Here is a 20,887-nt window from a genome sequence, read left to right as displayed (position 1 = left end):
CTAGAAGCTCAGCTTCATGTGGCGATTGACATCCTTGTAGAGCAGGTAGCGGAAGCGGCCGGGGCCGGCGTAACAGGCCTGTGGGCAGAAGGCGCGCAGCCACATGAAATCGCCGGCCTCGACCTCGACCCAGTCGCGGTTGAGCCGGTAGACGGCCTTGCCCTCAAGCACGTAAAGCCCGTGCTCCATCACATGCGTTTCCTCGAACGGGATAACGGCGCCGGGTTCGAGCGTAACGATATTGACGTGCATGTCATGGCGCAGGTCAGTGGGCTCGACGAAGCGCGTGGTGCCCCAGCGGTCATTGGTGCCCGGCATCCAGCGGATGGGTTCGTTGCGCTCGTTGGTGACAAAGGCGGTCGGCGCGGCGATGCCGTCTACGGCCTCGTAGCGTTTGCGGATCCAATGGAAGCGGACCGGCACCGTGCCCCTGTTATGCAGGGACCATACACTGCCCGGCGGCAGGAAGGCGTAGCCGCCCGGCGCAAGCTGGTGGGCATTGCCGTCGATGACGAGGCTCGCCTCGCCGTCGACCACGAAGAGAACGCCTTCGGCTTCGGCATTGGGTTCGGGTTGGTCGCTGCCCCCGCCCGGCGCGACTTCGACGATGTATTGCGAGAATGTCTCGGAGAAGCCCGACAGCGGCCGGGCGATGACCCAGGCGCGGGTTTCGCTCCAGTGGGGGAGATAACTGGTGACGATGTCCCGCATCACTCCATGCGGAATGACGGCATAGGCCTCGGTGAACACGGCGCGGCCGGTATGCAACGTGGCCTGGCTGGGCAGACCGCCTGATGGGGTGGCATAGGGGGAGTTCGTCATAGATCAATCCAATCTTCGGCTTGATCTCTTTCTTAGCCCACCGCGTCATTCTCGCGAAAGCGGGAACCTCCGTTTCCTGCGCTGAGATCATCGACAGGGGTTCCCCGCCTTCGCGGGAATGCCTTCGTGGGATCTTCTTCGATCAAACCTCGGGCGCTTCAACCTGTTGCTTGAGCTTGGACAACATTGATGCCGCGTAGGCGGCGTAGGGCCCGATCCAGCGCTCGTGGATGTCGTGGATGGGCAGGGCGTCGAGGTGGTTCCAGCGCTCGCGGCCACGACGTTCGACGACGATCAATCCAGCCTCGTCCAGCACGTCGAGATGCTGCATGACGGTGCAGCGATCCAGTTGCGGCAGCAGCTCGCACAGCATGCCCGTGGTGCGCGACTCGATCTTTAGCAAATCCATGATCTGGCGCCGAACGCGGTGGCTCAAAGCCTTGAAAATTAGATCATTTTGGTCTTCGGTTGACATGTTATATTTTTATAACATATGGTGTGAGAAGTCAAGCGTAAGGAGGCGAAAAATGTCAGCTGTGACGAATGAAAAGGCCCGCGCCGCGCCCGCCTTTCGGGTGTCCGGACGGATCGGCAAACCGGTGCACGAGGTGTTCGAAGCCGTGGTCGATCCAAAGCAGTTGAGTGGCTACTTCACGACCGGCGGCGCGCAGGGGCGGCTGGAAACCGGTGCGACGGTCACCTGGGACTTCGCCGATTTCCCCGGCGCATTTCCGGTGCGGGTGACCGAGGTCGTGCCCGACAAGAAGATCGTGCTGCACTGGGCAGCCGCGGATGGCACCCCCGACCAGGGCGGCGCCTACGACACCACCGTCACCATGATGTTCGAAGGTCTTGAAGACGGCCGCACGCTGGTCACCATCGCCGAAACCGGCTGGCGCGACACCGCAGCCGCGCAGAAGGCGGCCTTCGGCAATTGCGAGGGTTGGACCGGCATGCTGTGCGCGCTCAAGGTCTATATCGAGCACGGCATCAATCTGCGGGATGGTTTCTACAAATAGGCGTCAGGCGCCAAAAGGACACAACAATGACCAAGACCATTCAAGGTGGCATCAACATCGCGATGAAGGTGCCGACCCATCAGTACGAAGCGACAGTCGCTTTTTATCGCGACACGGTGGGGCTTGAGCCGTTCACCGAAAAACCGGGCAATGTCGGGTTCATCCTCGGCCCCAACCGGCTGTGGATCGACGAGGCAGTGAACTATACGCAGGCCGAGGTCTGGCTTGAATTGTTCACGCCCAACTTCCCGCAGGCGGCGGATCGGCTGGCCTCAGCTGGCGTGGTGCGCAATGACGCGATCGAGGATCTCGGCGAGGGTTTCCGCGGCGGCTGGTTCCTCAATCCGGCCGGCGTTCTGCACATGGTGCGCGAGCCCGACGCCTGGTGATCCTAACGCGCTGTTAGGGTTACCAAATCTTCAACCTTTGGCGCGATCCTACGGGGATGAACCCGCAGGTCGCCCATTCCGGGATAGCGCCCCAAGTCTGGCTGCAGCATCACCTGCCGTGGCTGGGCTTGCTTGCTTTGCTGGTGGGATTGTTGCGCGACGAAAGCGATATCGGCTTCGATCCGGACGAGCGGAACGGGTAGGGGCTTTCTTACCTCGTGTCGTCCTCATCCCGGATCGTCACCCTCGGGCTTGACCCGAGGGTGTTACACTTTGCCAAACCGACAGCAAGTAAAGAACCCTCGGGTCAGGCCCGAGGGTGACGGCTGGCGGGTGGAAGGCCGTCTCGGCGCGTTTTGATTGTCTCGCCCTACCCCAACACCGCCTTCAACCTCAGCAGCGCAATCCGCTCCACCTGCGCGCAGGCCGTGGCGAACTCCGCTTCCGCGCTATTGTTGATGCGCGTCTCAAAGGCCGCCAGGATCGAGGCCTTGGTGTTGTCGCGGACGGCGATGATGAACGGGAAGCCGAATTTATCGACATAGGCGGTGTTGAGCATGGTGAAGCGCTGGCGCTCGCCATCGGTCAGTTCGTCGAGGCCGGCCGAGGCCTGCTCGGAGGTCGAGGCTTCGGTCAGGCGTTTGGCGGCCGCGAGCTTGCCGGCCAGGTCGGGGTGGGCGCGCAGCACGGCCAGGCGCTCTTCCGCCGTCGCTATCCGGAACTGGGTGCGCAGCGCAAAATGGAGGCCGATGGCCGTGTCGTTGGCCGGCGCCAGCTCACCCTCCCACGCACGCTCGGCGATCCAGGGCGAGTGCTCGAAAATCGAGCCATAGCGGCTGACGAAGTCGACCTTCTCGAGCTGGGACGGAAGAACGTCCGGGGCGACATACGGGTGTTCCGCCGCCCAATGCTCGGCGATCTGCAATCGCGTCGGCACCCAGACCTTGTCGAAGCCCTTGATATAGTCCACGAATTTCTTGAGCCCCTGAAAGCGGCCGGGCTGGCCGACGAGGCGGCAGTGCAATCCGAGCGACATCATCTTGGGCGAACCGGCCTGACCCTCGGCATAGAGGCAGTCAAAGCTGTCCTTGAGGAACTGGAAATACTCCTCGCCATTGTCGAAGCCCGGCGCGGTGACGAAGCGCATGTCATTGGCGCTGAGCGTATAGGGAATGATGAGGCTGGGCCTGCCCTGATGCACCCGCCAATAGGGCAGGTCGTCGTCGTAAGTGTCCGAGATATAGGCGAAGCCGCCTTCTTCGCTCACGAGGTCGACGGTGTTAAGCGAGGAGCGGCCGGTATACCAGCCTCTTGGCCGCTCGCCAGTGGCGATGGTGTGGAGGCGGATGGCTTCGGCGATCTGCGCGCGCTCCACATCGGGCGGCATATCCTTGTGCTGCACCCATTTGAGGCCGTGGCTGGCGATTTCCCAGCCCGCCTCCTGCATCGCCGCCAATTGCGACGGTGCGCGCATCAATGCGGTGGCAACGCCGTAGATGGTAACTGGCAGGTTGGCTTGGGTGAACAGGCGGTGCAGCCGCCAGAAACCGGCGCGAGCCCCGTATTCATACATCGACTCGACATTGGCATGGCGCTGGTCCGGCCAAGGTGCGGCGCCGAGCACGTCGACCAGAAACGCCTCGGAGGCGGCGTCGCCATGGAGGATATTGTTCTCGCCACCCTCTTCGTAATTCAGCACGAACTGTATCGCGACATGGGCGCCGCCGGGCCAGTTCGCATGTGGCGGATTGGGGCCGTAGCCATGCATGTCGCGGGGGTAGCGCATTGGTCTCATCTCGTCTGTTCAGGCAAATAGTAGCGGGACGGCATCGGAGAACAAGATGCACAAAAATGGACCAGATGGTAAAAAATGAGCATTGCGCATCGGCGGTGATGCGATAGTCTCGTGCTCGGGGATTACAACGGAGCAGCAAATGGCGGGTAGTGGACGCCTCACGACGCATGTCCTGGATACCATGCACGGCAAGCCGGCGCGTGGCATGCGGATCGAATTGCTGTTCGTCCATGGCGATCACAACCACCACATTGCCGACAGCTACACCAATGCCGATGGCCGGGTGGATCAGCCGCTGCTCGACGAGCAGCAGTTCCAGCATGGCGAGTTCGAGATCCACTTCCATGTCGGGCAGTATTTCGAGCGGCTGGGCGTCGAAATCGAGACGCCGTTCCTCGACGTGGTGCCGATCCGGTTCACCATCTCGGAAGACAAGCATTATCACGTGCCACTGCTGGTGAGCCCCTTTGCCTATTCGACCTATCGGGGGAGCTGAGGGATGACCGACGTTTCGGGCGCCATCCGCTTTATCCTCAACGACACCGAGATCAGCCTCACCGACGTGAAGCCCGATACGACGCTGCTCGACTGGCTGCGGTTGGACCGGCGCCTGCGCGGCTCCAAGGAAGGCTGCGCCGAGGGCGATTGCGGCGCCTGCACGGTGCTGGTCGGCCGGTTGCTGGATGACGAGATCATCTATGACTCGGTAACATCATGCATCCGCTTCGTGGGGAGCCTGCACGGCACCCATGTCGTTACCATCGAGCATCTGCGCGGCAAGGATGGGGCGCTCCATCCGGTGCAGCAGGCCATGGTCGATCACCATGGCAGCCAGTGTGGCTTCTGCACGCCCGGTTTCGTCATGAGCCTTTATGGCCTGTGGATGCGCGAACCCAATCCGACGCAATCGGCCATCGAGAAGGCTCTGCAGGGCAATCTCTGCCGTTGCACCGGCTATGCACCGATCATTCGCGCCGGCAAGGCCATCTCGACCTATGGCCTGCCGCAGGGCGACCCGCTCTGGGCCGAGCGCATTGCGCTCAAGAGCAAGATCAAAGCGATCACCGACGGGACGCGGGTCGAGCTGGGCGAGGGCGCCGAGCGCATCATCGTGCCGGCGAGTCTCGATGATTTTGCTGCGGTCTATGAGGCCAATCCGGCTGCGACCATCGTCAACGGCTCGACCGATGTGGGCCTGTGGGTCACCAAATTCATGCGATCAATCGGGCCGGTGATCTTCATCAATCACTTGGCTGAGCTCAAGCGCATCGCCGAAAATGACAGCGAAGTGCGCTTCTATGCCGGCGTCAGCTATTCCGAAGCCCTGCCGGTGATGGCGGCCAATTTCCCGGACATGGCCGAGCTGTGGAACCGCATTGCCGGTGAGCAGATCCGCAATATGGGCACCATCGGCGGCAATATCGCCAACGGCTCGCCGATTGGCGATACGCCGCCGCCCTTCATCGCGCTTGGTGCCAAGCTCAGCCTGCGCCGCGGCGAACACCGCCGCGAGATCAAGCTCGAGGATTACTTCCTCGCCTATGGCAAGCAGGACCGGCAGCCGGGCGAGTTCGTCGAGAGCGTGACCATTCCGCTGCTGCCGGAGGGCGAGAAATTCGCCTGCTACAAGATTTCCAAGCGGCGCGAGGAGGATATCTCGACGCTATGCGGGGCGTTCCGGGTGTTCGTCAGTGATGCCGGTACGGTCGGCATGGCCCGCATCGCCTTTGGCGGCATGGCGGCAACGCCCAAGCGTGCCAAGGCGGTGGAAGCTACCCTGGTCGGCAAGCCATGGACGCAGGCGACTATCGATGCCGCCATCTCTGCCTTCGCCGAAGATTACCAGCCGATCACTGACATGCGGGCAAGCGCCGATTACCGCCTGCTGACGGCGCAGAACCTGCTGCAGCGATTCTTCCTCGAAACCACTGGTCACGGCCAGCGCCTGCGGCGGGAGGTGGCATGAACAAGCATGAAGCCCCCATCGCCATAGCGTCGCTGCACACCTCGACCCGCCATGACAGCGGGCCCAAGCACGTCTCCGGATCGGCCGAATATATCGACGACATGATCGAGCCGGCGGGCACGATGCATGCCTATCTGGCGCTGTCGACGCGCGCCCATGCCGAGATCGTCTCTATCGACTTCGCCCCGGTCGCCGCTTCCCCCGGCGTCATCGGTATTCTGACCGCCGACGATATCCCCGGCGAGAATGACGTCTCGCCCAGCCACAAGCATGACGAGCCGATCTTCGCCATCGGCAAGGTGCATTTCTGGGGCCAGCCAATATTCGCCGTCATCGCCGAGACGCGCGACCAGGCGCGGCGCGCGGCGCATGCGGTCAAGATTGAGTACAAGGACCTGCCGCATCATACCAATGTCCGTGCGGCACAGGCTGCTGGCGGCAAGCTGGTGACTGACCCACTCAAACTCGAGCGCGGCGATATCACCGCCGGCTTTGCCTCGGCCCCACGCCGGGTCAAGGGCAGCATCGAGATTGGTGGGCAGGATCACTTCTATCTCGAGGGTCAAATTTCTCTGGCCATTCCGGGCGAGGACGAAGACGTCACTGTCTTTGCCTCCACCCAGCATCCGAGCGAAGTGCAGTTGATGGTCGCCGCCGTGTTGGGCATTCGTCATCATGCGGTGACGGTCAATGTGCGCCGCATGGGCGGCGGCTTTGGCGGCAAGGAAACGCAGGGCAATCTGTTTGCCGCCGTAGCGGCCCTGGCGGCCAAGAAATGGAACCGCGCCTGCAAGATCCGCCCCGACCGCGACGATGATATGACCGCCACCGGCAAGCGGCACGATTTCGTGGTCGATTACGATGTCGGCTATGACGACGCGGGCAAAATCCTCGCGGTGGATGCCGTCTATGGGGCTCGTGCCGGCTTCTCCTCCGATCTCTCTGGTCCAGTCACCGACCGCGCGCTGTTCCACGCCGACAATGCCTATTGGTATCCGGCCGTGCGTGTGCGCAGCGAGCCGCTTTACACGAATACGGTCTCCAACACCGCTTTCCGCGGCTTTGGTGGTCCACAGGGCATGATGGCGGCGGAGCGCTGGGTTGAGGACATTGCCTACGCGCTGGGCCGCGATCCGCTCGATATCCGCAAGGCCAATTTCTACGGCACCGACACCGATAATGTGACGCCCTACCACCAGACGGTGGAGGACAACATCATCCATCGCGTGGTCGATGAGCTCGAAGCGTCCTCGGATTACCAGGCGCGCCGCGCCGCGATCATCAAATACAATGCAGGCAGCCCGATCCTCAAAAAGGGGATATCGCTAACCCCCGTGAAGTTTGGCATCTCCTTCACGGCCACCTGGTACAATCAGGCCGGCGCGCTGGTGCATGTCTATAAGGATGGCTCCATCCATCTCAGCCATGGCGGCACCGAGATGGGGCAGGGGCTCTATATCAAGGTGGCGCAGGTGCTGGCCGATGCCTTCGGCGTCGGGCTCGACGTGGTCAAGATCATGGCGACCACGACCGGCAAGGTGCCCAATACTTCGGCCACGGCCGCCTCGTCCGGCTCAGATCTCAACGGCATGGCTGCTTACGATGCGGCCCGGCAGATCAAGGCGCGGCTGGTCAAGCATGCGGCCAAGCTGCATCAGGTCAGCGAAGCCGAGGTGGAATGGGTGCAGGGCGGCATTCAGGCCGGCCCCATATTCGTGCCCTTCGCCGAACTGGCCGCCTCGGCCTATATGAACCGGGTGCAGCTCTCGGCCGCCGGCTTCTACGAGACGCCGAAAATCCACTGGGATCGCGCCACCGGGCGCGGGCATCCGTTCTACTATTTCGCCTATGGCGCTTCGGTCAGCGAAGTCACCATCGATACGCTGACCGGCGAATATACGGTCGACCGTGTCGATATTCTGCATGATGTGGGCAAGTCGCTCAATCCGGCCATCGATATCGGCCAGATCGAGGGCGGGTTCATCCAGGGCATGGGGTGGCTGACCACCGAAGAGCTGGTGTGGGACGACAAGGGGCAACTGCGCACCAAGGCGCCATCGACCTACAAGATTCCGCTCGCCTCGGATGTGCCGCCAATCTTCAACGTTAGGCTCGCCGAGTGGTCCGTCAATGCCGAACCGACCATTGGCCGCTCCAAGGCCGTGGGTGAGCCGCCGTTCATGCTGGCGATGAGCGTGGTCGAGGCGCTCAGCATGGCGGTGGCATCGGTTGCGGACTACAAAATTGCACCCCGCCTCGATACGCCGGTGACGCCCGAGCGGGTGTTGATGGGGTGTGAGCGGTTGAAGGGGGCGCGCGGGTGACTATGGTGCGCTTTGCCCCACCCCCTCCCAGCCTCCCCCATCGAGGGGGAGGTGCTGCTCCACTCGTTTTCCATGATCTTGCCCAACACTCTGACCTTCACCTCCCCCTTGATGGGGGAGGCCGGGAGGGGGTGACCTCCGGGCGCGGGATTGCCACATGACCCCCCGCACCACCGAACTCACCACCTTCTTCGCCACCAACCCGGACGCCATCGTCTGCGAACTCACCTCCGTCCGGGGCTCATCCCCGCGCGAGCAGGGCACCTTCATGCTGGTCGGTCCCGCTGCCATCTTTGGCACGATCGGCGGTGGTGCGCTCGAATACATGGTCATCGACCATGCCCGCCGCCTGATCGCTTCCGGCCGCGCCGAAGAGGCGATGGACGTGCCGCTCGGGCCCGAGATCGGCCAATGCTGCGGTGGTCGTGTCGAGGTGAGCCTGCGCTATGTCGATGCTGCTATCCGCGAACGGCTTGCGGCGCTGGTGATGGCAGAAGACGCCGCCTTGCCGCATGTCTTCGTGTTCGGCGCCGGACATGTCGGGCGGGCGCTGGCGCAGATGCTGGCGCTGCTGCCGGTGCGGCTTGAGGTCATCGACACCCGCCGCGAGGAACTCGACCTGCTGCCACAAACCATCGCCTCCCGCGCCGTCGCCATGCCGGAAGCGGTGGTGCGCACCGCGCCTCAGGGCAGTTCCTACGTCATCCTCACACATGACCATGCGCTCGATTTCCTGATCGCGCAGGAGGCCCTGGCCCGCACCGATGCGCCTTATGTTGGGATGGTCGGCAGCGAGACCAAACGCGCTCGCTTTTCGAGCTGGTTCAAGACCGAAGGCGGTGACGCCAAGGCATTGGAACGGCTGGTGTTACCGATCGGCCAGCAGGGGCTTGGGGATAAACGGCCCGAGGTGATTGCGGCACTGGCGGCGGCCGAAATTATGGTCCACATTGGGCAACGGGAAGCTGAAATTGCGCGGGCACGCACCCCCAAGTCATTGGGGGTGGTGATTGGACGCTAGTATGCATTATCGGCTGGAATTGACCGGCATCACCAAACGCTTCCCCGGCGTCTTAGCCAATGACAATATCAGTTTTGCGGTCAAGCCGGGCGAGATTCACGCCTTGCTCGGCGAGAATGGCGCGGGCAAGTCGACGCTGGTGAAGATGATCTACGGCATCATGCAGCCCGATGCCGGCGAAATCCGCTGGGACGGCGCGCCGGTCGTGGTCAGCAATCCCAAAGCCGCCCGCAAACTTGGCATCGGCATGGTTTTCCAGCATTTTTCGCTGTTCGAGGCGCTCACAGTGCTTGAGAACATCGCCCTCGGCATGGATGCCAAGATTCCGTCGCGCGAGCTCGAAGCGCGCATCCGCGAGGTGATGACGAAATACGGTCTCCTGCTCGATCCGCATCGCACCGTGGCGACGCTGTCGGTGGGTGAGCGCCAGCGCATCGAGATCGTTCGCGCGCTGCTGCTCGATCCAAAACTGCTGATCATGGACGAGCCAACCTCGGTGCTGACGCCGCAGGAAGTCGAACAATTGTTCGAGGTGCTGCGCAAGCTGGCGGCGCAGGGCTGCTCGATCCTCTACATTTCCCACAAGCTGCATGAAATCAAAGCCTTGTGTGACACGGCAACTATCCTGCGTGGCGGCAAGCTGGTCGATACCTGCGACCCCAAGCAGGAGACGAGCCGCTCGATGGCCGAGAAGATGATCGGCGCAGGGCTCAAGGATATTGTTCGTGCTTCCGGCCGTACGCTTGGGCAGCCCAAGCTGGTCGTGTCGCGTCTCTCCACGGCCAAGACCGGGCATTTCGAAGTGCCTGTCGACAATGTCAGTTTCACGGTCCGATCAGGCGAGATTTTCGGCATTGCCGGGGTGGCCGGCAATGGCCAGAACGCGCTGCTCGATGCGCTCAGCGGCGAAATCCGCAGCGACGACAAGGACGCCATCACCATCGATGGCCATCCGCTCGGCCTGCTAGATACCACCGGCCGCCGTAAGCGCGGCCTTTGTGCGGTGCCCGAAGAGCGCAACGGGCATGCAGCCGTGGGCGATTTCTCGCTTTCCGACAATTCGGTGCTCACCGCCCGCGATCGGCTTGGCATGGTCGTGCTGGGTCTGATCAATTCGGGCGCCGCCAAGACCTATACCGGCAAGGTCATTGCCGACTTCGCCGTCAAGGCGCTGGGGCCGGCCTCGACCGCCGGTTCGCTCTCGGGCGGCAATCTGCAGAAATACATTATGGGTCGTGAAATCCTGCAGAAGCCCAGCGTGCTGGTGGTGAGCCAGCCGACCTGGGGCGTCGACGCGGGGGCGGCGGCCGCCATCCACCAGGCGCTGGTCGATCTGGCGGCGGCCGGTTCGGCGATCGTGGTGATCAGTCAGGATCTCGATGAGTTGCGGGCGCTCAGCGACACGCTGGCGGTGATCAATATGGGTCGCCTGTCGGCGGCGACACCGGCCGATGAGATGACGGTGGAAGAGATTGGCCTCCTGATGGGCGGCGTGCACGGAACCATGGAGAGCCATCATGCAGTTCCGGCTTGAGAAGCGGCGCGAGCCATCGCGGGTGATGCTTTATGCGACGCCGGTAGCGGCGGTAGCGCTGACCATGATCCTGGGCGCCATCATCTTCTCGCTGATCGGCTATGACGGCATCGGCGCGGTGCGGGAGATTTTCCTGACGCCGCTGACCAATTCCTACAAGTGGCAGGATCTGGGGATCAAGGCGGCCCCGCTGATCATCATCGGCACCGGCCTCTCCATCGCCTATCGCGCCAATGTCTGGAATATCGGCGCCGAGGGGCAATATATCATCGGCGGCCTCGCCGGCACCGGCGTGGCGCTGCTGACCTGGGGCATGACCGGCTGGTGGATTTTGCCGCTGATGGTTCTGGCGGGCATGCTCGGCGGCATGGCCTATGCCTCCATTCCGGCACTGCTGCGGACCAGGCTCAACGTCAACGAAATCCTTACCAGCCTGATGCTGACCTACGCGTCGGTGCAGCTGATCTATTATCTCATCCGCGCGCCATGGAAGGACCCGATGGGGATCGGCTTCCCGCAGACGCGGCTGTTTTCCGAGGCGGCGCGTCTGCCGACCATCATCCCCGGCACCATCGTGCATCTGGGCGTGCCCATTGCCATCGTCGTCGCGGTGATCGCCTGGTTCATCATGACACGATCGGTGTTCGGCTATCGGATGCGCGTCGTCGGCGCGGCACCGCATGCGGCGCGCTATGGCGGTTTTTCCGAGCACAAGACCATCTGGCTGGCCATGCTGGTCAGTGGGGCACTGGCTGGGCTGGCCGGGGTGCTCGAAGTCGCCGGACCGTTCCAGCGCATGGTGCCCGGCTTCCCGACCAACTACGGGTTCACCGCCATCATCGTGGCGTTCCTCGGCCGGCTTAACCCGCTGGGTGTCATCGTCGCCGGCGTCGTCCTGGCCATCACCTTTGTCGGTGGCGAAGTGGCGCAGACGACCATCGGCCTGCCCAATGCGGCGACCGGCATTTTCCAGGCGATGATGCTGTTCTTCCTCCTGGCCGGCGACATCCTGATCAAATATCGGGTGCGACGCGTCGTACCGCAGGCATCGGCGGGGGCTGCATAATGGAACTGATGATTGCCATTCTTGTGACCGTTGTCGGCGCCGCAACGCCCATCCTCATCGCCGCCCTGGGCGAGCTGGTGGTCGAACGATCCGGGGTGCTCAATCTGGGTGTCGAAGGCATGATGCTGATCGGCGCCATTGCCGGCTTCGTCGTGCAGTTCCACACCGGCAATCCCTATCTGGCGCTGCTGTGTGGCGCCGCGGCGGGTATGGCGGCATCGCTGATCTTCGGTTTCCTCACCCTGTCGCTGTCGGCCAATCAGACGGCGACCGGCCTGGCGCTGACCATTTTCGGCACCGGCTTTTCGGCGCTGGCGGGCTCGTCCTATTCGGCCCGGCCGGTGACGCTGATGCAGCCGCTGTTTCCGGCGGAGCTGGCCACCCACCCCATCGCAAAGGTGATCTTCGGCTACTCGTTCCCGATCTACTTCTCCTTCATCATGGTTGTGGCGATCTGGTATTTCCTGCACAGGACCCGCGCCGGACTGATCCTGCGCGCCGTGGGCGAGAATGACCAATCGGCGCACTCCATCGGCTATTCGGTCATCGGCGTGCGCTATCTCGCCGTCATGTTTGGTGGCGCCATGGCTGGCATAGCCGGGGCCTGCTTCCCGCTGCTACTGACCCCGCAATGGGCCGAGCGGATGACTGCCGGGCGTGGCTGGATCGCCGTGGCGCTGGTGGTGTTCGCCTCGTGGAAGCCGTTCCGCCTCCTGGCCGGCGCCTATCTCTTCGGCCTGGTCATGACAATGGAGCTTTACGCAAAGGCCGGCGGCGGGCCGCTGTCGGTGATCCCGTCGGAACTCTGGGCCGCTCTGCCCTATCTCGCCACCGTCGTCGTGCTGGTACTGATTTCGCTGCGCCGCGACGCGTCCACCAATGCACCGGCCTGCCTCGGCAAGCCGTTCTTGCCTGCCAATTGAGACCAGCCGCAATTGTCTCAATCCAACGACTGTCATTCAGGGAGAAAGAAATGACGCTCAATCGCCGTACCTTCGTAAAGATCAGTGGCGCCGCCGCCGCGCTGCCGCTGCTGGGTTCGCATGCCTTCGCTCAGCTCGAAAAGATCAAGATCGGCTTCATTTATGTCGGCTCGATCAACGACAATGGCTACAACTATGCCCACAATCAGGGCCGCATCTTTGTCGAGGAAGCGCTGGGCGACAAGGTCGAGACCATTTTCGTCGAGAACGTGCCTGAGGGGCCGGACTGCGAGCGCGTGCTGCGTGAACTGGCCCAGCAGGGCTGCAACCTGATCTTCGCCACCAGCTTCGGCTTTGGCGACTCGGTGGTCAAGGTTGCCGCCCAGTTTCCCGATATCGCCTTCGAGCATGCCACCGGCTACATGCCTGGCCCCAATATCGGCCTTTACAATGCTCGCTTCTACGAAGGCCGTGCCGTTTGCGGCACCATTGCCGGCCATATGAGCAAGACCGGCAAGGCTGGCTATATCGGTTCGTTCCCGATCCCCGAAGTGGTGATGGGCATCAACGCGCTGGCCCTCAGCGGCCGCCGCATCAACCCCGCCTTCACGGTCAAGCCGGTCTATATCTCGACCTGGAATGACCCGGCCAAGGAAGCCGACGCGGCGCGTGCCATGATCGATCAGGGCATCGACATCATCGCCCAGCACACCGATGGCCCGGCTGCCCTGCAGGTTGCCGCCGAGCGCGGCATTATCGGCGGCTTCGGCCAGGGCGCCGACATGAGTGCCTTTGCGCCGGAAACCCAGCTCACCGCCATCATCGATAACTGGGGCCCACACTACCTGGCCTCGGCCGAAGCCGTGCTCGCCGGAACCTGGACTCCGGGCAATACCTGGGAAGGGCTCAAGGAAAACGTCGTTGAAATGGGCCCCTACGGCGCCAAGGTTCCGGAAGATGTCGTTGCCGACGCCGAAAAGGTCCGCACCGGCCAGATCGACGGTTCGTTCCACATCTTCACCGGCCCGATCAAGGACAATACCGGCGCCGAACGCGTCGCTGCAGGCGTCGTCATGACCGATGCTGAACTGCTCAGCATGGACTGGTATGTCGAAGGCGTCGAGCAGCCGGCATAAGGCTTGAACTGGGGGGAGGTGGGTTTCCCACCTCTTCCCTTCTCCCTTGCGGGAGAAGGTGCCCGAAGGGCGGATGAGGGGTTCTGAGCCATCGAAGCGCGTCGAGCGTAGGGATGGCTCCGGACCCCTCACCCTGATCATCCTGCTGAACGCCGGATGATCGTCCCTCTCCCGCGAGCGGAGAGGGGAAGAAGGAGAAGGCGATGCCGGACTACATCATTTTTTACGAATGGCTGATGTTCGCCGTGCGCTGGTTGCACGTGATCACGGCCATCGCCTGGATCGGCTCGTCCTTCTACTTCATCGCGCTGGACCTGGGCCTGCGCAAGACGCCGAGTCTGCCGCCGTTTGCCCACGGCGAGGAGTGGCAGGTGCATGGCGGCGGCTTCTACCACATCCAGAAATACCTGGTGGCGCCCGAGTTTTTGCCCGAACACCTGACCTGGTTCAAATGGGAGAGCTACTGGACCTGGTTTTCCGGCTTCATGCTGCTGGCGCTGGTCTACTACGTCGGCGCCGATATTTACCTCATCGACCGCAATGTGCTCGACCTCGCGCAGTGGCAGGCCATCCTCTTGTCGATCGCCTCGATCGTGCTGGGCTGGGTGCTCTATGACGGGCTCTGCAAATCGCCGATCGGCAATTCGACCACCGGGCTGATGCTGGTGCTGTTCGCCATCCTCGTGGCGATGAGCTGGGGCTATACGCAGTTGTTCACCGGCCGTGCCGCCATGCTGCATATGGGCGCGTTCACCGCGACCATCATGGCGGCGAACGTGGCCATGATCATTATCCCCAATCAGAAGATTGTGGTTGCCGATCTCAAGGCGGGCAAGGTGCCCGACGCCAAATATGGCAAGATCGCCAAGCAGCGGAGCCTGCATAACAACTACCTGACGCTACCCGTCATCTTCTTCATGCTGTCGAGTCACTATCCGCTGGCCTTCGCTACACAGTGGAACTGGATCATTGCCAGCCTGATCTTCCTCGTCGGCGTGGTCATCCGGCATTATTTTAACACGCGCCATGCGCGGAAGGGTAATCCGCACTGGACCTGGGCCGTGGCGGTCATCCTCTTCATCATCATCGCGTGGCTCTCCACCGCGCCAAAGCTGCCAGGGTCGGCGGGAGAGGAGGTGGCGTCTCGTGCGGCCGAACCCTTTCTCGCAGCAGAGCATTTTGCCGCTGCCAGCCTAGCGGTGCAGACGCGCTGCGCCATGTGCCACACCGCCGAGCCGGCCTGGCCCGGCATCTATGAAGCGCCCAAAAACGTCATCCTCGACAATGACATCGCCATTGCCAACCACGCCAAGGATATCGCCATGCAGGCCGGCTACGCCCATGCCATGCCGCCAGGCAATGTCAGCGAAATGACGGCTGAAGAGCGAGCGCTGGTTGTGGAATGGTTCCGCGAGGGCTCGGAGCAATGAGCCGGACGATCCTGCGCGGCCGCGTGCTCACCTTTGTCAGCGAGCCGCGGGGCCTCGATGACACGGAGAGCTATCGCTTTTTCGAAGATGGCATGATCGCCATCGCCGATGGCAAGGTGGTGTCAACAGGCGACTACGATGCAGCCGCCATTGGCGACGCCGAAGTCATCGATCATCGTCCGCATCTTATCCTGCCCGGCTTCATCGATATGCATCTGCATTATGTGCAGAGCCAGATGATCGCCTCCTATGCCGGCTCATTGCTGGAATGGCTCAGTACCTACACGTTTGTGGAAGAGCAGAAGTTCAGCCAGCAGGGCCATGCGGGTGCTGTTGCCGCTGCCTTCTACGACGAGCTGATCCGCAACGGCACGACCACGGCCGTCGCCTATTGTTCCAGCCACCCGCGCTCGGTCGACGCGTTTTTCGGCGAGGCCGAGAAGCGCAATATGCTGATGGTGGGCGGCAAGGTGATGATGGATCGCAATGCGCCCGAAGCGCTCTGCGATACCGCCCAGTCGGGCTATGACGACACCAAGATGCTGATCGAGCGCTGGCATGGCAGGGGCAGGGGCCTCTACGCCATCTCGCCCCGTTTCGCCATCACCTCGACGCCGGAGCAGTTGGACGCGTCGCGCGCGCTCGTGGCCGAGCATCCCGAATGCTATGTGCAAACTCATCTCAGCGAGAACGCCGCCGAGATCACCTTCTCGATGGAGCTTTACCCGAACTCGCCGGATTACACGGGCATCTACGAGGATTACGGCCTGCTAGGCCGCAAAACTTTGCTGGGTCATTGCATCCACCTCAACCACCGCGAAACCCATGTGCTGGCCGAGACCGGATCGGTGGCCGTGTTCTGCCCCACGTCCAACCTGTTCCTCGGCTCCGGCCTGTTCGACCGCGAGCGGTTGGCCAAGTCCGGCGTGCGGATCGGCGTTGCCACCGATATTGGCGGCGGCACCAGCTACGGCATGCTGCAGACCATGGACGAGGCCTACAAGATCCTGCAATTGCGCGGCCAGCGGCTGACCCCGCTCAACTCGTTCTACATGATGACCCTGGGCAATGCCCGCTCGCTGTCGCTCGAAGGCACCATCGGCACCATCGCCCCCGGTTGTGCGGCCGATCTCGTGGTGCTCGACGCCGCGGCGACGCCGGCGATGAAGCTGCGGATGGAGACGGTGGAGACCCTGGTCGAGGAGCTGTTCCTGCTGCAGACCCTGGGCGACGATCGCTCTATCGCCGAGGTCTATGTGGCTGGTGCAAAGGCAAAGTCGACTTTAGGCGGGTTGTGAGCCGGCCGCCCTTCGCCTAGATTTTATCCAGATGTCTCAGTCGTCCACCCTCCCCCTTGTGGGGAGGGAAGCGAGATAGGACTTAGCCTTGCTAAGTCCGTTAATCGAGCAGGGCGGGGGTATCTCTCCGCGAGTCCGGTGAATGTGACTACCCCCACCCTTGATCCCTCCCCACAAGGGGGAGGGTGTCGACTGGGAGAGCGGTGAAACCATTGCGATAGTCCCGCCCGATTGGCAGGGCCAGAGAAGGAACTAAAATGACGACCTACCAGACGAAATCCGGCCTATCGGTTCACCCCCTGCTGGTCGATTTCGTCGAGAAGGAAGCGCTTCCGGGCCTGGCGGTCAGCGCCGAACAATTCTGGTCCGGCTTTGCCGCTGTTGTTGCCGAGCACGCGCCGACCAATGCACGGCTTCTGGCCAAGCGCGACGACATCCAGGCAAAGATCGACGACTGGCATCGCAAGTATGGCCCGGTCGCCAATAACCCGCAGGGTTATGAGTTCTTCCTCAAGGATATCGGCTACGTCGTGCCGGAGCCTGATGATTTCACCATCGAAACCACTGGCCTCGATCCCGAAATCACCACCCTATGCGGCCCGCAGCTCGTCGTGCCGGTATCGAACGCGCGCTACGCGCTCAATGCTGCCAATGCCCGCTGGGGCAGTCTCTACGACGCCTATTACGGCACGGACATCATCGCTCGCGACGGCGAGCTGGCGCCCGGCAAGGGCTATAATGCGGCACGCGGCGCGGCCGTGGTCGAGAAGGCTGCGGCGTTTCTCGACGAAGCCTTCCCGCTGGCGACGGGCAGCCATCGCGATGTCACTGGCTATCACGTGGTAAAGAATGGCGACCACGCGCATTTCGAGGTCGACACATCAGCGGGTCGCACCGGCCTGCGCGATCCCGGTGCTTTTGTCGGCTATGGTGGCACCGAGGCGTCGGGCGAGCTGGTATTGCGCCACCACGGCCTGCACGTGATCCTGGTCATCGAGCCGGGCAGCGTCATCGGCGGCACGCACAAGGCCGGACTCGCTGATATCATCGTCGAAGCAGCGCTGACTACCATTCAGGATTGCGAGGATTCCGTTGCCGCCGTTGATGCCGAAGACAAGGTCGGCGTCTATCGCAACTGGCTCGGGCTGATGAACGGCACGCTCGAGGACACCTTCGAGAAGAATGGCCGTCAGATCACTCGCAAGCTCAAGGCCGATCGCACCTACAAGGGCGTCGACGGCCAGCCACTGGTGCTCAAGGGCCGCTCGCTGCTGCTGGTGCGCAATGTCGGCCACCTGATGACCACTGACGCGGTGCTGTTCGACGGCAAGCCGATTGGTGAAGGCCTGATGGATGCCGCCGTCACCGTGCTCTGCGCCATGCAGGACAAGGTCAACAGCAGCACCGGCGCCATCTATGTGGTCAAGCCGAAGATGCACGGCCCCGAGGAAGTGGCCTTCGCCTGTGCCATCTTCGCTTCGGTCGAGGCCATGCTGGGGCTCAAGCCGAATACCATCAAGATCGGCATCATGGACGAGGAGCGCCGGACCTCAGCCAACCTCAAGGCCGCGATCTACGAAGCGCGCCAGCGGGTGTTCTTCATCAATACCGGCTTCCTCGATCGCACCGGCGATGAGATTCATACCTCGATGGAAGCCGGCCCGGTGCTGCGCAAGGACGAGATCAAGGCCGAGCGCTGGATCGCTTCCTACGAAGATCGCAATGTGCTGATCGGGCTGGCCTGCGGGCTTTCCGGCCGGGCGCAGATCGGCAAGGGCATGTGGGCCCGGCCCGACGATATGGCGGCGATGATGGCGGCCAAATCCGGCCATCCCAATGCCGGTGCCAATACCGCCTGGGTACCCTCACCCACCGCCGCGACGCTGCATGCGCTGCATTATCACCAGATCGACGTGTTCGAGGCCCAGCGCCGCCGCCACAACCAGCCGTTGCCGCCGCTGAGCGAGCTCTTCTCCATGCCCATCCAGGTGCCGTTCTCGCTGAGCCGCGAGGAAATCACCCGCGAGCTTGAGAACAATGCTCAGGGCATTCTCGGCTATGTCGTCCGTTGGGTGCAGCAGGGTGTTGGCTGTTCCAAGGTACCCGACATCAACAATGTCGGCCTGATGGAAGACCGCGCTACCTGCCGCATTTCCTCGCAGGCCGTGGCCAATTGGCTGCGTCATGGCCTGGTCAGCCGCGACGAGGTGACGTCCACATTCGAGCGCATGGCCGCCGTGGTGGATCAGCAGAATGTGGATGATCCGCTCTATCGCCCCATGGCCGAGAATTTCCACTCGCTCGCCTTCCAGGCGGCGCTGGATCTGGCTCTGCACGGCGCGGATCAACCGAGTGGCTATACGGAGCCGCTGCTGCATGCGGCGCGGCGCAAAGTGAAAGCGCGGGACGCGAAGTAGGATTCCGACTGCAAGTCCCTGGCTATCCCCACCGATCGTCACCCTCGGGTCAAGCCCGAGGGTGACGATCGAGCGTGCGGTACCACACGGCAGGCCTACGCCATCCGATAGGTGGGCAGCGCTACGGTGGAGCCATGGCTGACTTCAATCTCGTTGGCCACCATCGTCGTTGTCGTCCCCACCGGCTCGCCCGTGCCGAGATTTCGCGCGTAGCGCGGATGAGCACCTGATGACACCTGTAGCCGCAATCTGTTGCCCGCCAGAAAGCAATGTGCGGTGGCGTGCAGAGTGAATGCCAGCCGCCAGCTCCCGTCCGGCTCGCGTGGCGTGTCGGGTGTCACCCGGATCAGCCCATCGCAAATGTTGATCGACACGCCATTCGGTCCGACATCGCAGAGCCGCAGGAAGAAGTCCACATAGGGTACGCTGGCCCGCACGTGTAGTGCCACCTGAGTCTGCCCGATCAATGTCAGGTCTTCGGCCAATGCTTCGGACGTATAGCTCAGCACATCGGCCCGGTTTTCGCGCAAGGCATTGTCGACCGGACCGGCGCCGGTGAAGGCAAACATGGCGCCACCGATATTGGGCGTTGGGTCGGCCGGGTCGTAACGGTAGGTATCGCGTTCATCCGCCGTTATTTTCCGTTCATTCTGACGGCCATTTGAAGGCAAAAGCCGGCGCTCGCTGCCTATGGTCCAGGTCTGCATGATCGGCGGACCCGGAGGATAATGGTCAAACTCCCGCCACCCATCGAGCCCGGAAATATGAATGCGCACCGGCTTCTCACGCAGTCCCGAAGCATCACCCATCAGCTTGGCGCGCATCCAGAGCAGCGTTTCACGCAGATTGTCGCGCTGTAGTTCGTCAGCGATATGGGTCCAGGTACCGATGGTTAGGTAGGGCGAATGACCCAATGAAACCAAACGCCTATAGTCATCCAGCAACTGGTCGAGCATGAAATCGTACCAGCCGGACATGAAGTGCACCGGTGGCGTATCCACAGTCAGCCGATGGCGGTGGTCGATGGTCTCCCAGAATGCATCATTGCCGATGGCCTCCTTGAACCAATGCCGCCAGAAGCCGATCGGCCGCCCGACCGCCGCGACATCTGCCTCGATCAGCGGCAATACCATCGACGCTTTGGCCGTAATGCGCTCGACACCCCCGGAAAACATGGTCCCGGCCATCTTGAGCGGCCGCTCGCGCAGCCCCTCGATCACCTGCAGCCAGCTCAGCCAAAGCCCGAGGTGAAAGGCGCCGGCGGGAAAAACGACTGAACGGAAATCGGCAGTCGTCACCTTGGTCGCCATGGCCGATACCTGCGGCAGTGCATCGGAAATCGCCCATTGTGCATAGCCGAGATAGCTGGGACCCGAGAGTCCCAGCCGCCCGTCAAACCAGGGCTGCGCCTTGATCCAGTCGAGCGTAGCGAGGCCGTCGGCCCGCTCGTTGACCAGCGGGTCGAATTCGCCGCCGGACTTCTCGGTACCCCGGCAGGCCTGCAGCACGACATGAAAACCGCGCTCGGCATAGGCTTCGGCGACGCCGGCAAAGCCGGTGCGACCATAGGGCAGGCGCATCAGGATGGTGGGGTGATCGCCGATGCTTTTGGGCGCAAAGTGGTCGGTCATCAGCACCACGCCATCGGCCATCTCAAGCGCAATGTTGCGATGACGGGTGACGCCGTTCAGCCGCGGCGGCAGCTTGTCGAGCCAGCTCAGGATGAGGGTGCGGAGGCTCATCTGTG

Annotated in this window: 18 protein-coding genes; 14 read left to right on the top strand and 4 right to left on the bottom strand. The window is 62.6% G+C overall.

The features are described 5' to 3' along the window. Both MF606_RS15350 and MF606_RS15345 read right to left on the bottom strand, forming a co-directional pair. The gene (locus MF606_RS15350) at positions 1-822 is read right to left on the bottom strand and encodes a bifunctional allantoicase/(S)-ureidoglycine aminohydrolase (protein WP_240230220.1); all 822 of its coding nucleotides are present in this window, start codon (positions 820-822) and stop codon (positions 1-3) included. A 142-nt stretch (positions 823-964) separates the two neighbouring features. After that, the gene (locus MF606_RS15345; protein ID WP_240230219.1) at positions 965-1,297 is read right to left on the bottom strand and encodes an ArsR/SmtB family transcription factor; all 333 of its coding nucleotides are present in this window, start codon (positions 1,295-1,297) and stop codon (positions 965-967) included. 52 nt (positions 1,298-1,349) lie between these two features. Here MF606_RS15345 and MF606_RS15340 point away from each other — a divergent pair, with 52 nt between their 5' ends. The 3 genes from MF606_RS15340 to MF606_RS15330 are packed head-to-tail and all read left to right on the top strand — an operon-like array spanning position 1,350 to position 2,433. Further along, on the top strand, positions 1,350-1,841 hold the full coding sequence (locus tag MF606_RS15340; protein WP_240230218.1) for an SRPBCC family protein: 492 nt from the start codon (positions 1,350-1,352) through the stop codon (positions 1,839-1,841). Between the two features lie 26 nt (positions 1,842-1,867). Next, complete coding sequence (locus MF606_RS15335) at positions 1,868-2,230, top strand: VOC family protein (RefSeq protein ID WP_240230217.1); 363 nt, start codon at positions 1,868-1,870, stop codon at positions 2,228-2,230. Positions 2,231-2,286: 56 nt separating this feature from the next. After that, positions 2,287-2,433 carry a hypothetical protein gene (locus MF606_RS15330; protein ID WP_240230216.1) on the top strand — a complete coding sequence of 49 codons (147 nt, stop codon included), beginning with the start codon at positions 2,287-2,289 and terminating at the stop codon, positions 2,431-2,433. Between the two features lie 167 nt (positions 2,434-2,600). On the opposite strand, the gene puuE is transcribed toward MF606_RS15330, so the two are convergent. Next, positions 2,601-4,016, bottom strand: a complete 1,416-nt coding sequence (puuE, locus tag MF606_RS15325; RefSeq protein ID WP_240230215.1) for an allantoinase PuuE — start codon at positions 4,014-4,016, stop codon at positions 2,601-2,603. Positions 4,017-4,164: 148 nt separating this feature from the next. On the opposite strand from puuE, the gene uraH reads away from it, so the two are divergent. From uraH to MF606_RS15270, 11 genes are all read left to right on the top strand, one after another. Further along, positions 4,165-4,521, top strand: coding sequence for a hydroxyisourate hydrolase (gene uraH / locus MF606_RS15320; RefSeq protein ID WP_240230214.1), 357 nt, complete (start codon positions 4,165-4,167; stop codon positions 4,519-4,521). Between the two features lie 3 nt (positions 4,522-4,524). After that, a complete protein-coding gene (gene xdhA, locus MF606_RS15315; RefSeq protein WP_240230213.1) occupies positions 4,525-5,991 on the top strand; it encodes a xanthine dehydrogenase small subunit in 1,467 nt (488 codons plus the stop codon). Continuing rightward, complete coding sequence (gene xdhB / locus MF606_RS15310) at positions 5,988-8,315, top strand: xanthine dehydrogenase molybdopterin binding subunit (protein WP_240230212.1); 2,328 nt, start codon at positions 5,988-5,990, stop codon at positions 8,313-8,315. The genes xdhA and xdhB overlap by 4 nt, the downstream gene beginning before the upstream one ends. A gap of 157 nt (positions 8,316-8,472) precedes the next feature. After that, positions 8,473-9,336: a xanthine dehydrogenase accessory protein XdhC gene (gene xdhC, locus MF606_RS15305; RefSeq protein WP_240230211.1), complete on the top strand. Its 864-nt coding sequence runs from the start codon at positions 8,473-8,475 to the stop codon at positions 9,334-9,336. A 1-nt stretch (position 9,337) separates the two neighbouring features. Continuing rightward, the gene (locus MF606_RS15300; RefSeq protein WP_240230210.1) at positions 9,338-10,870 is read left to right on the top strand and encodes an ABC transporter ATP-binding protein; all 1,533 of its coding nucleotides are present in this window, start codon (positions 9,338-9,340) and stop codon (positions 10,868-10,870) included. Further along, the gene (locus MF606_RS15295; protein WP_240230209.1) at positions 10,854-11,936 is read left to right on the top strand and encodes an ABC transporter permease; all 1,083 of its coding nucleotides are present in this window, start codon (positions 10,854-10,856) and stop codon (positions 11,934-11,936) included. The genes MF606_RS15300 and MF606_RS15295 overlap by 17 nt, the downstream gene beginning before the upstream one ends. After that, a complete protein-coding gene (locus MF606_RS15290) occupies positions 11,936-12,859 on the top strand; it encodes an ABC transporter permease (RefSeq protein WP_240230208.1) in 924 nt (307 codons plus the stop codon). Before MF606_RS15295 ends, MF606_RS15290 begins: the two co-directional genes overlap by 1 nt. Before the next feature lie 50 nt (positions 12,860-12,909). Then, complete coding sequence (locus MF606_RS15285) at positions 12,910-13,995, top strand: BMP family ABC transporter substrate-binding protein (RefSeq protein ID WP_240230207.1); 1,086 nt, start codon at positions 12,910-12,912, stop codon at positions 13,993-13,995. Positions 13,996-14,198: 203 nt separating this feature from the next. After that, complete coding sequence (locus MF606_RS15280) at positions 14,199-15,425, top strand: urate hydroxylase PuuD (protein ID WP_240230206.1); 1,227 nt, start codon at positions 14,199-14,201, stop codon at positions 15,423-15,425. After that, the gene (gene guaD / locus MF606_RS15275; RefSeq protein WP_240230205.1) at positions 15,422-16,723 is read left to right on the top strand and encodes a guanine deaminase; all 1,302 of its coding nucleotides are present in this window, start codon (positions 15,422-15,424) and stop codon (positions 16,721-16,723) included. Before MF606_RS15280 ends, guaD begins: the two co-directional genes overlap by 4 nt. 257 nt (positions 16,724-16,980) lie before the next feature. After that, positions 16,981-19,140 carry a malate synthase G gene (locus MF606_RS15270; protein WP_240230204.1) on the top strand — a complete coding sequence of 720 codons (2,160 nt, stop codon included), beginning with the start codon at positions 16,981-16,983 and terminating at the stop codon, positions 19,138-19,140. Between the two features lie 95 nt (positions 19,141-19,235). Here MF606_RS15270 and MF606_RS15265 read toward each other — a convergent pair whose 3' ends face one another. Continuing rightward, positions 19,236-20,882, bottom strand: a complete 1,647-nt coding sequence (locus MF606_RS15265; RefSeq protein WP_240230203.1) for a CocE/NonD family hydrolase — start codon at positions 20,880-20,882, stop codon at positions 19,236-19,238. Positions 20,883-20,887 lie beyond the last annotated feature (5 nt).

The sequence above is a fragment of the Devosia lacusdianchii genome (assembly GCF_022429625.1).
In the GTDB taxonomy this organism is placed as follows: domain Bacteria; phylum Pseudomonadota; class Alphaproteobacteria; order Rhizobiales; family Devosiaceae; genus Devosia; species Devosia lacusdianchii.
Note: the sequence above shows the minus strand (reverse complement) of the source record. Positions and strands in the feature narration are given on the sequence as shown.

What these genes read in the sequence shown, in the direction of transcription:
- MF606_RS15350 (WP_240230220.1), bottom strand. Translation starts at nt 822, where the DNA reads ATGACGAACTCCCCCTATGCCACCCCATCAGGCGGTCTGCCCAGCCAG.
- MF606_RS15345 (WP_240230219.1), bottom strand. Translation starts at nt 1,297, where the DNA reads ATGTCAACCGAAGACCAAAATGATCTAATTTTCAAGGCTTTGAGCCAC.
- MF606_RS15340 (WP_240230218.1), top strand. Translation starts at nt 1,350, where the DNA reads ATGTCAGCTGTGACGAATGAAAAGGCCCGCGCCGCGCCCGCCTTTCGG.
- MF606_RS15335 (WP_240230217.1), top strand. Translation starts at nt 1,868, where the DNA reads ATGACCAAGACCATTCAAGGTGGCATCAACATCGCGATGAAGGTGCCG.
- MF606_RS15330 (WP_240230216.1), top strand. Translation starts at nt 2,287, where the DNA reads ATGAACCCGCAGGTCGCCCATTCCGGGATAGCGCCCCAAGTCTGGCTG.
- puuE (WP_240230215.1), bottom strand. Translation starts at nt 4,016, where the DNA reads ATGCGCTACCCCCGCGACATGCATGGCTACGGCCCCAATCCGCCACAT.
- uraH (WP_240230214.1), top strand. Translation starts at nt 4,165, where the DNA reads ATGGCGGGTAGTGGACGCCTCACGACGCATGTCCTGGATACCATGCAC.
- xdhA (WP_240230213.1), top strand. Translation starts at nt 4,525, where the DNA reads ATGACCGACGTTTCGGGCGCCATCCGCTTTATCCTCAACGACACCGAG.
- xdhB (WP_240230212.1), top strand. Translation starts at nt 5,988, where the DNA reads ATGAACAAGCATGAAGCCCCCATCGCCATAGCGTCGCTGCACACCTCG.
- xdhC (WP_240230211.1), top strand. Translation starts at nt 8,473, where the DNA reads ATGACCCCCCGCACCACCGAACTCACCACCTTCTTCGCCACCAACCCG.
- MF606_RS15300 (WP_240230210.1), top strand. Translation starts at nt 9,338, where the DNA reads ATGCATTATCGGCTGGAATTGACCGGCATCACCAAACGCTTCCCCGGC.
- MF606_RS15295 (WP_240230209.1), top strand. Translation starts at nt 10,854, where the DNA reads ATGCAGTTCCGGCTTGAGAAGCGGCGCGAGCCATCGCGGGTGATGCTT.
- MF606_RS15290 (WP_240230208.1), top strand. Translation starts at nt 11,936, where the DNA reads ATGGAACTGATGATTGCCATTCTTGTGACCGTTGTCGGCGCCGCAACG.
- MF606_RS15285 (WP_240230207.1), top strand. Translation starts at nt 12,910, where the DNA reads ATGACGCTCAATCGCCGTACCTTCGTAAAGATCAGTGGCGCCGCCGCC.
- MF606_RS15280 (WP_240230206.1), top strand. Translation starts at nt 14,199, where the DNA reads ATGCCGGACTACATCATTTTTTACGAATGGCTGATGTTCGCCGTGCGC.
- guaD (WP_240230205.1), top strand. Translation starts at nt 15,422, where the DNA reads ATGAGCCGGACGATCCTGCGCGGCCGCGTGCTCACCTTTGTCAGCGAG.
- MF606_RS15270 (WP_240230204.1), top strand. Translation starts at nt 16,981, where the DNA reads ATGACGACCTACCAGACGAAATCCGGCCTATCGGTTCACCCCCTGCTG.
- MF606_RS15265 (WP_240230203.1), bottom strand. Translation starts at nt 20,882, where the DNA reads ATGAGCCTCCGCACCCTCATCCTGAGCTGGCTCGACAAGCTGCCGCCG.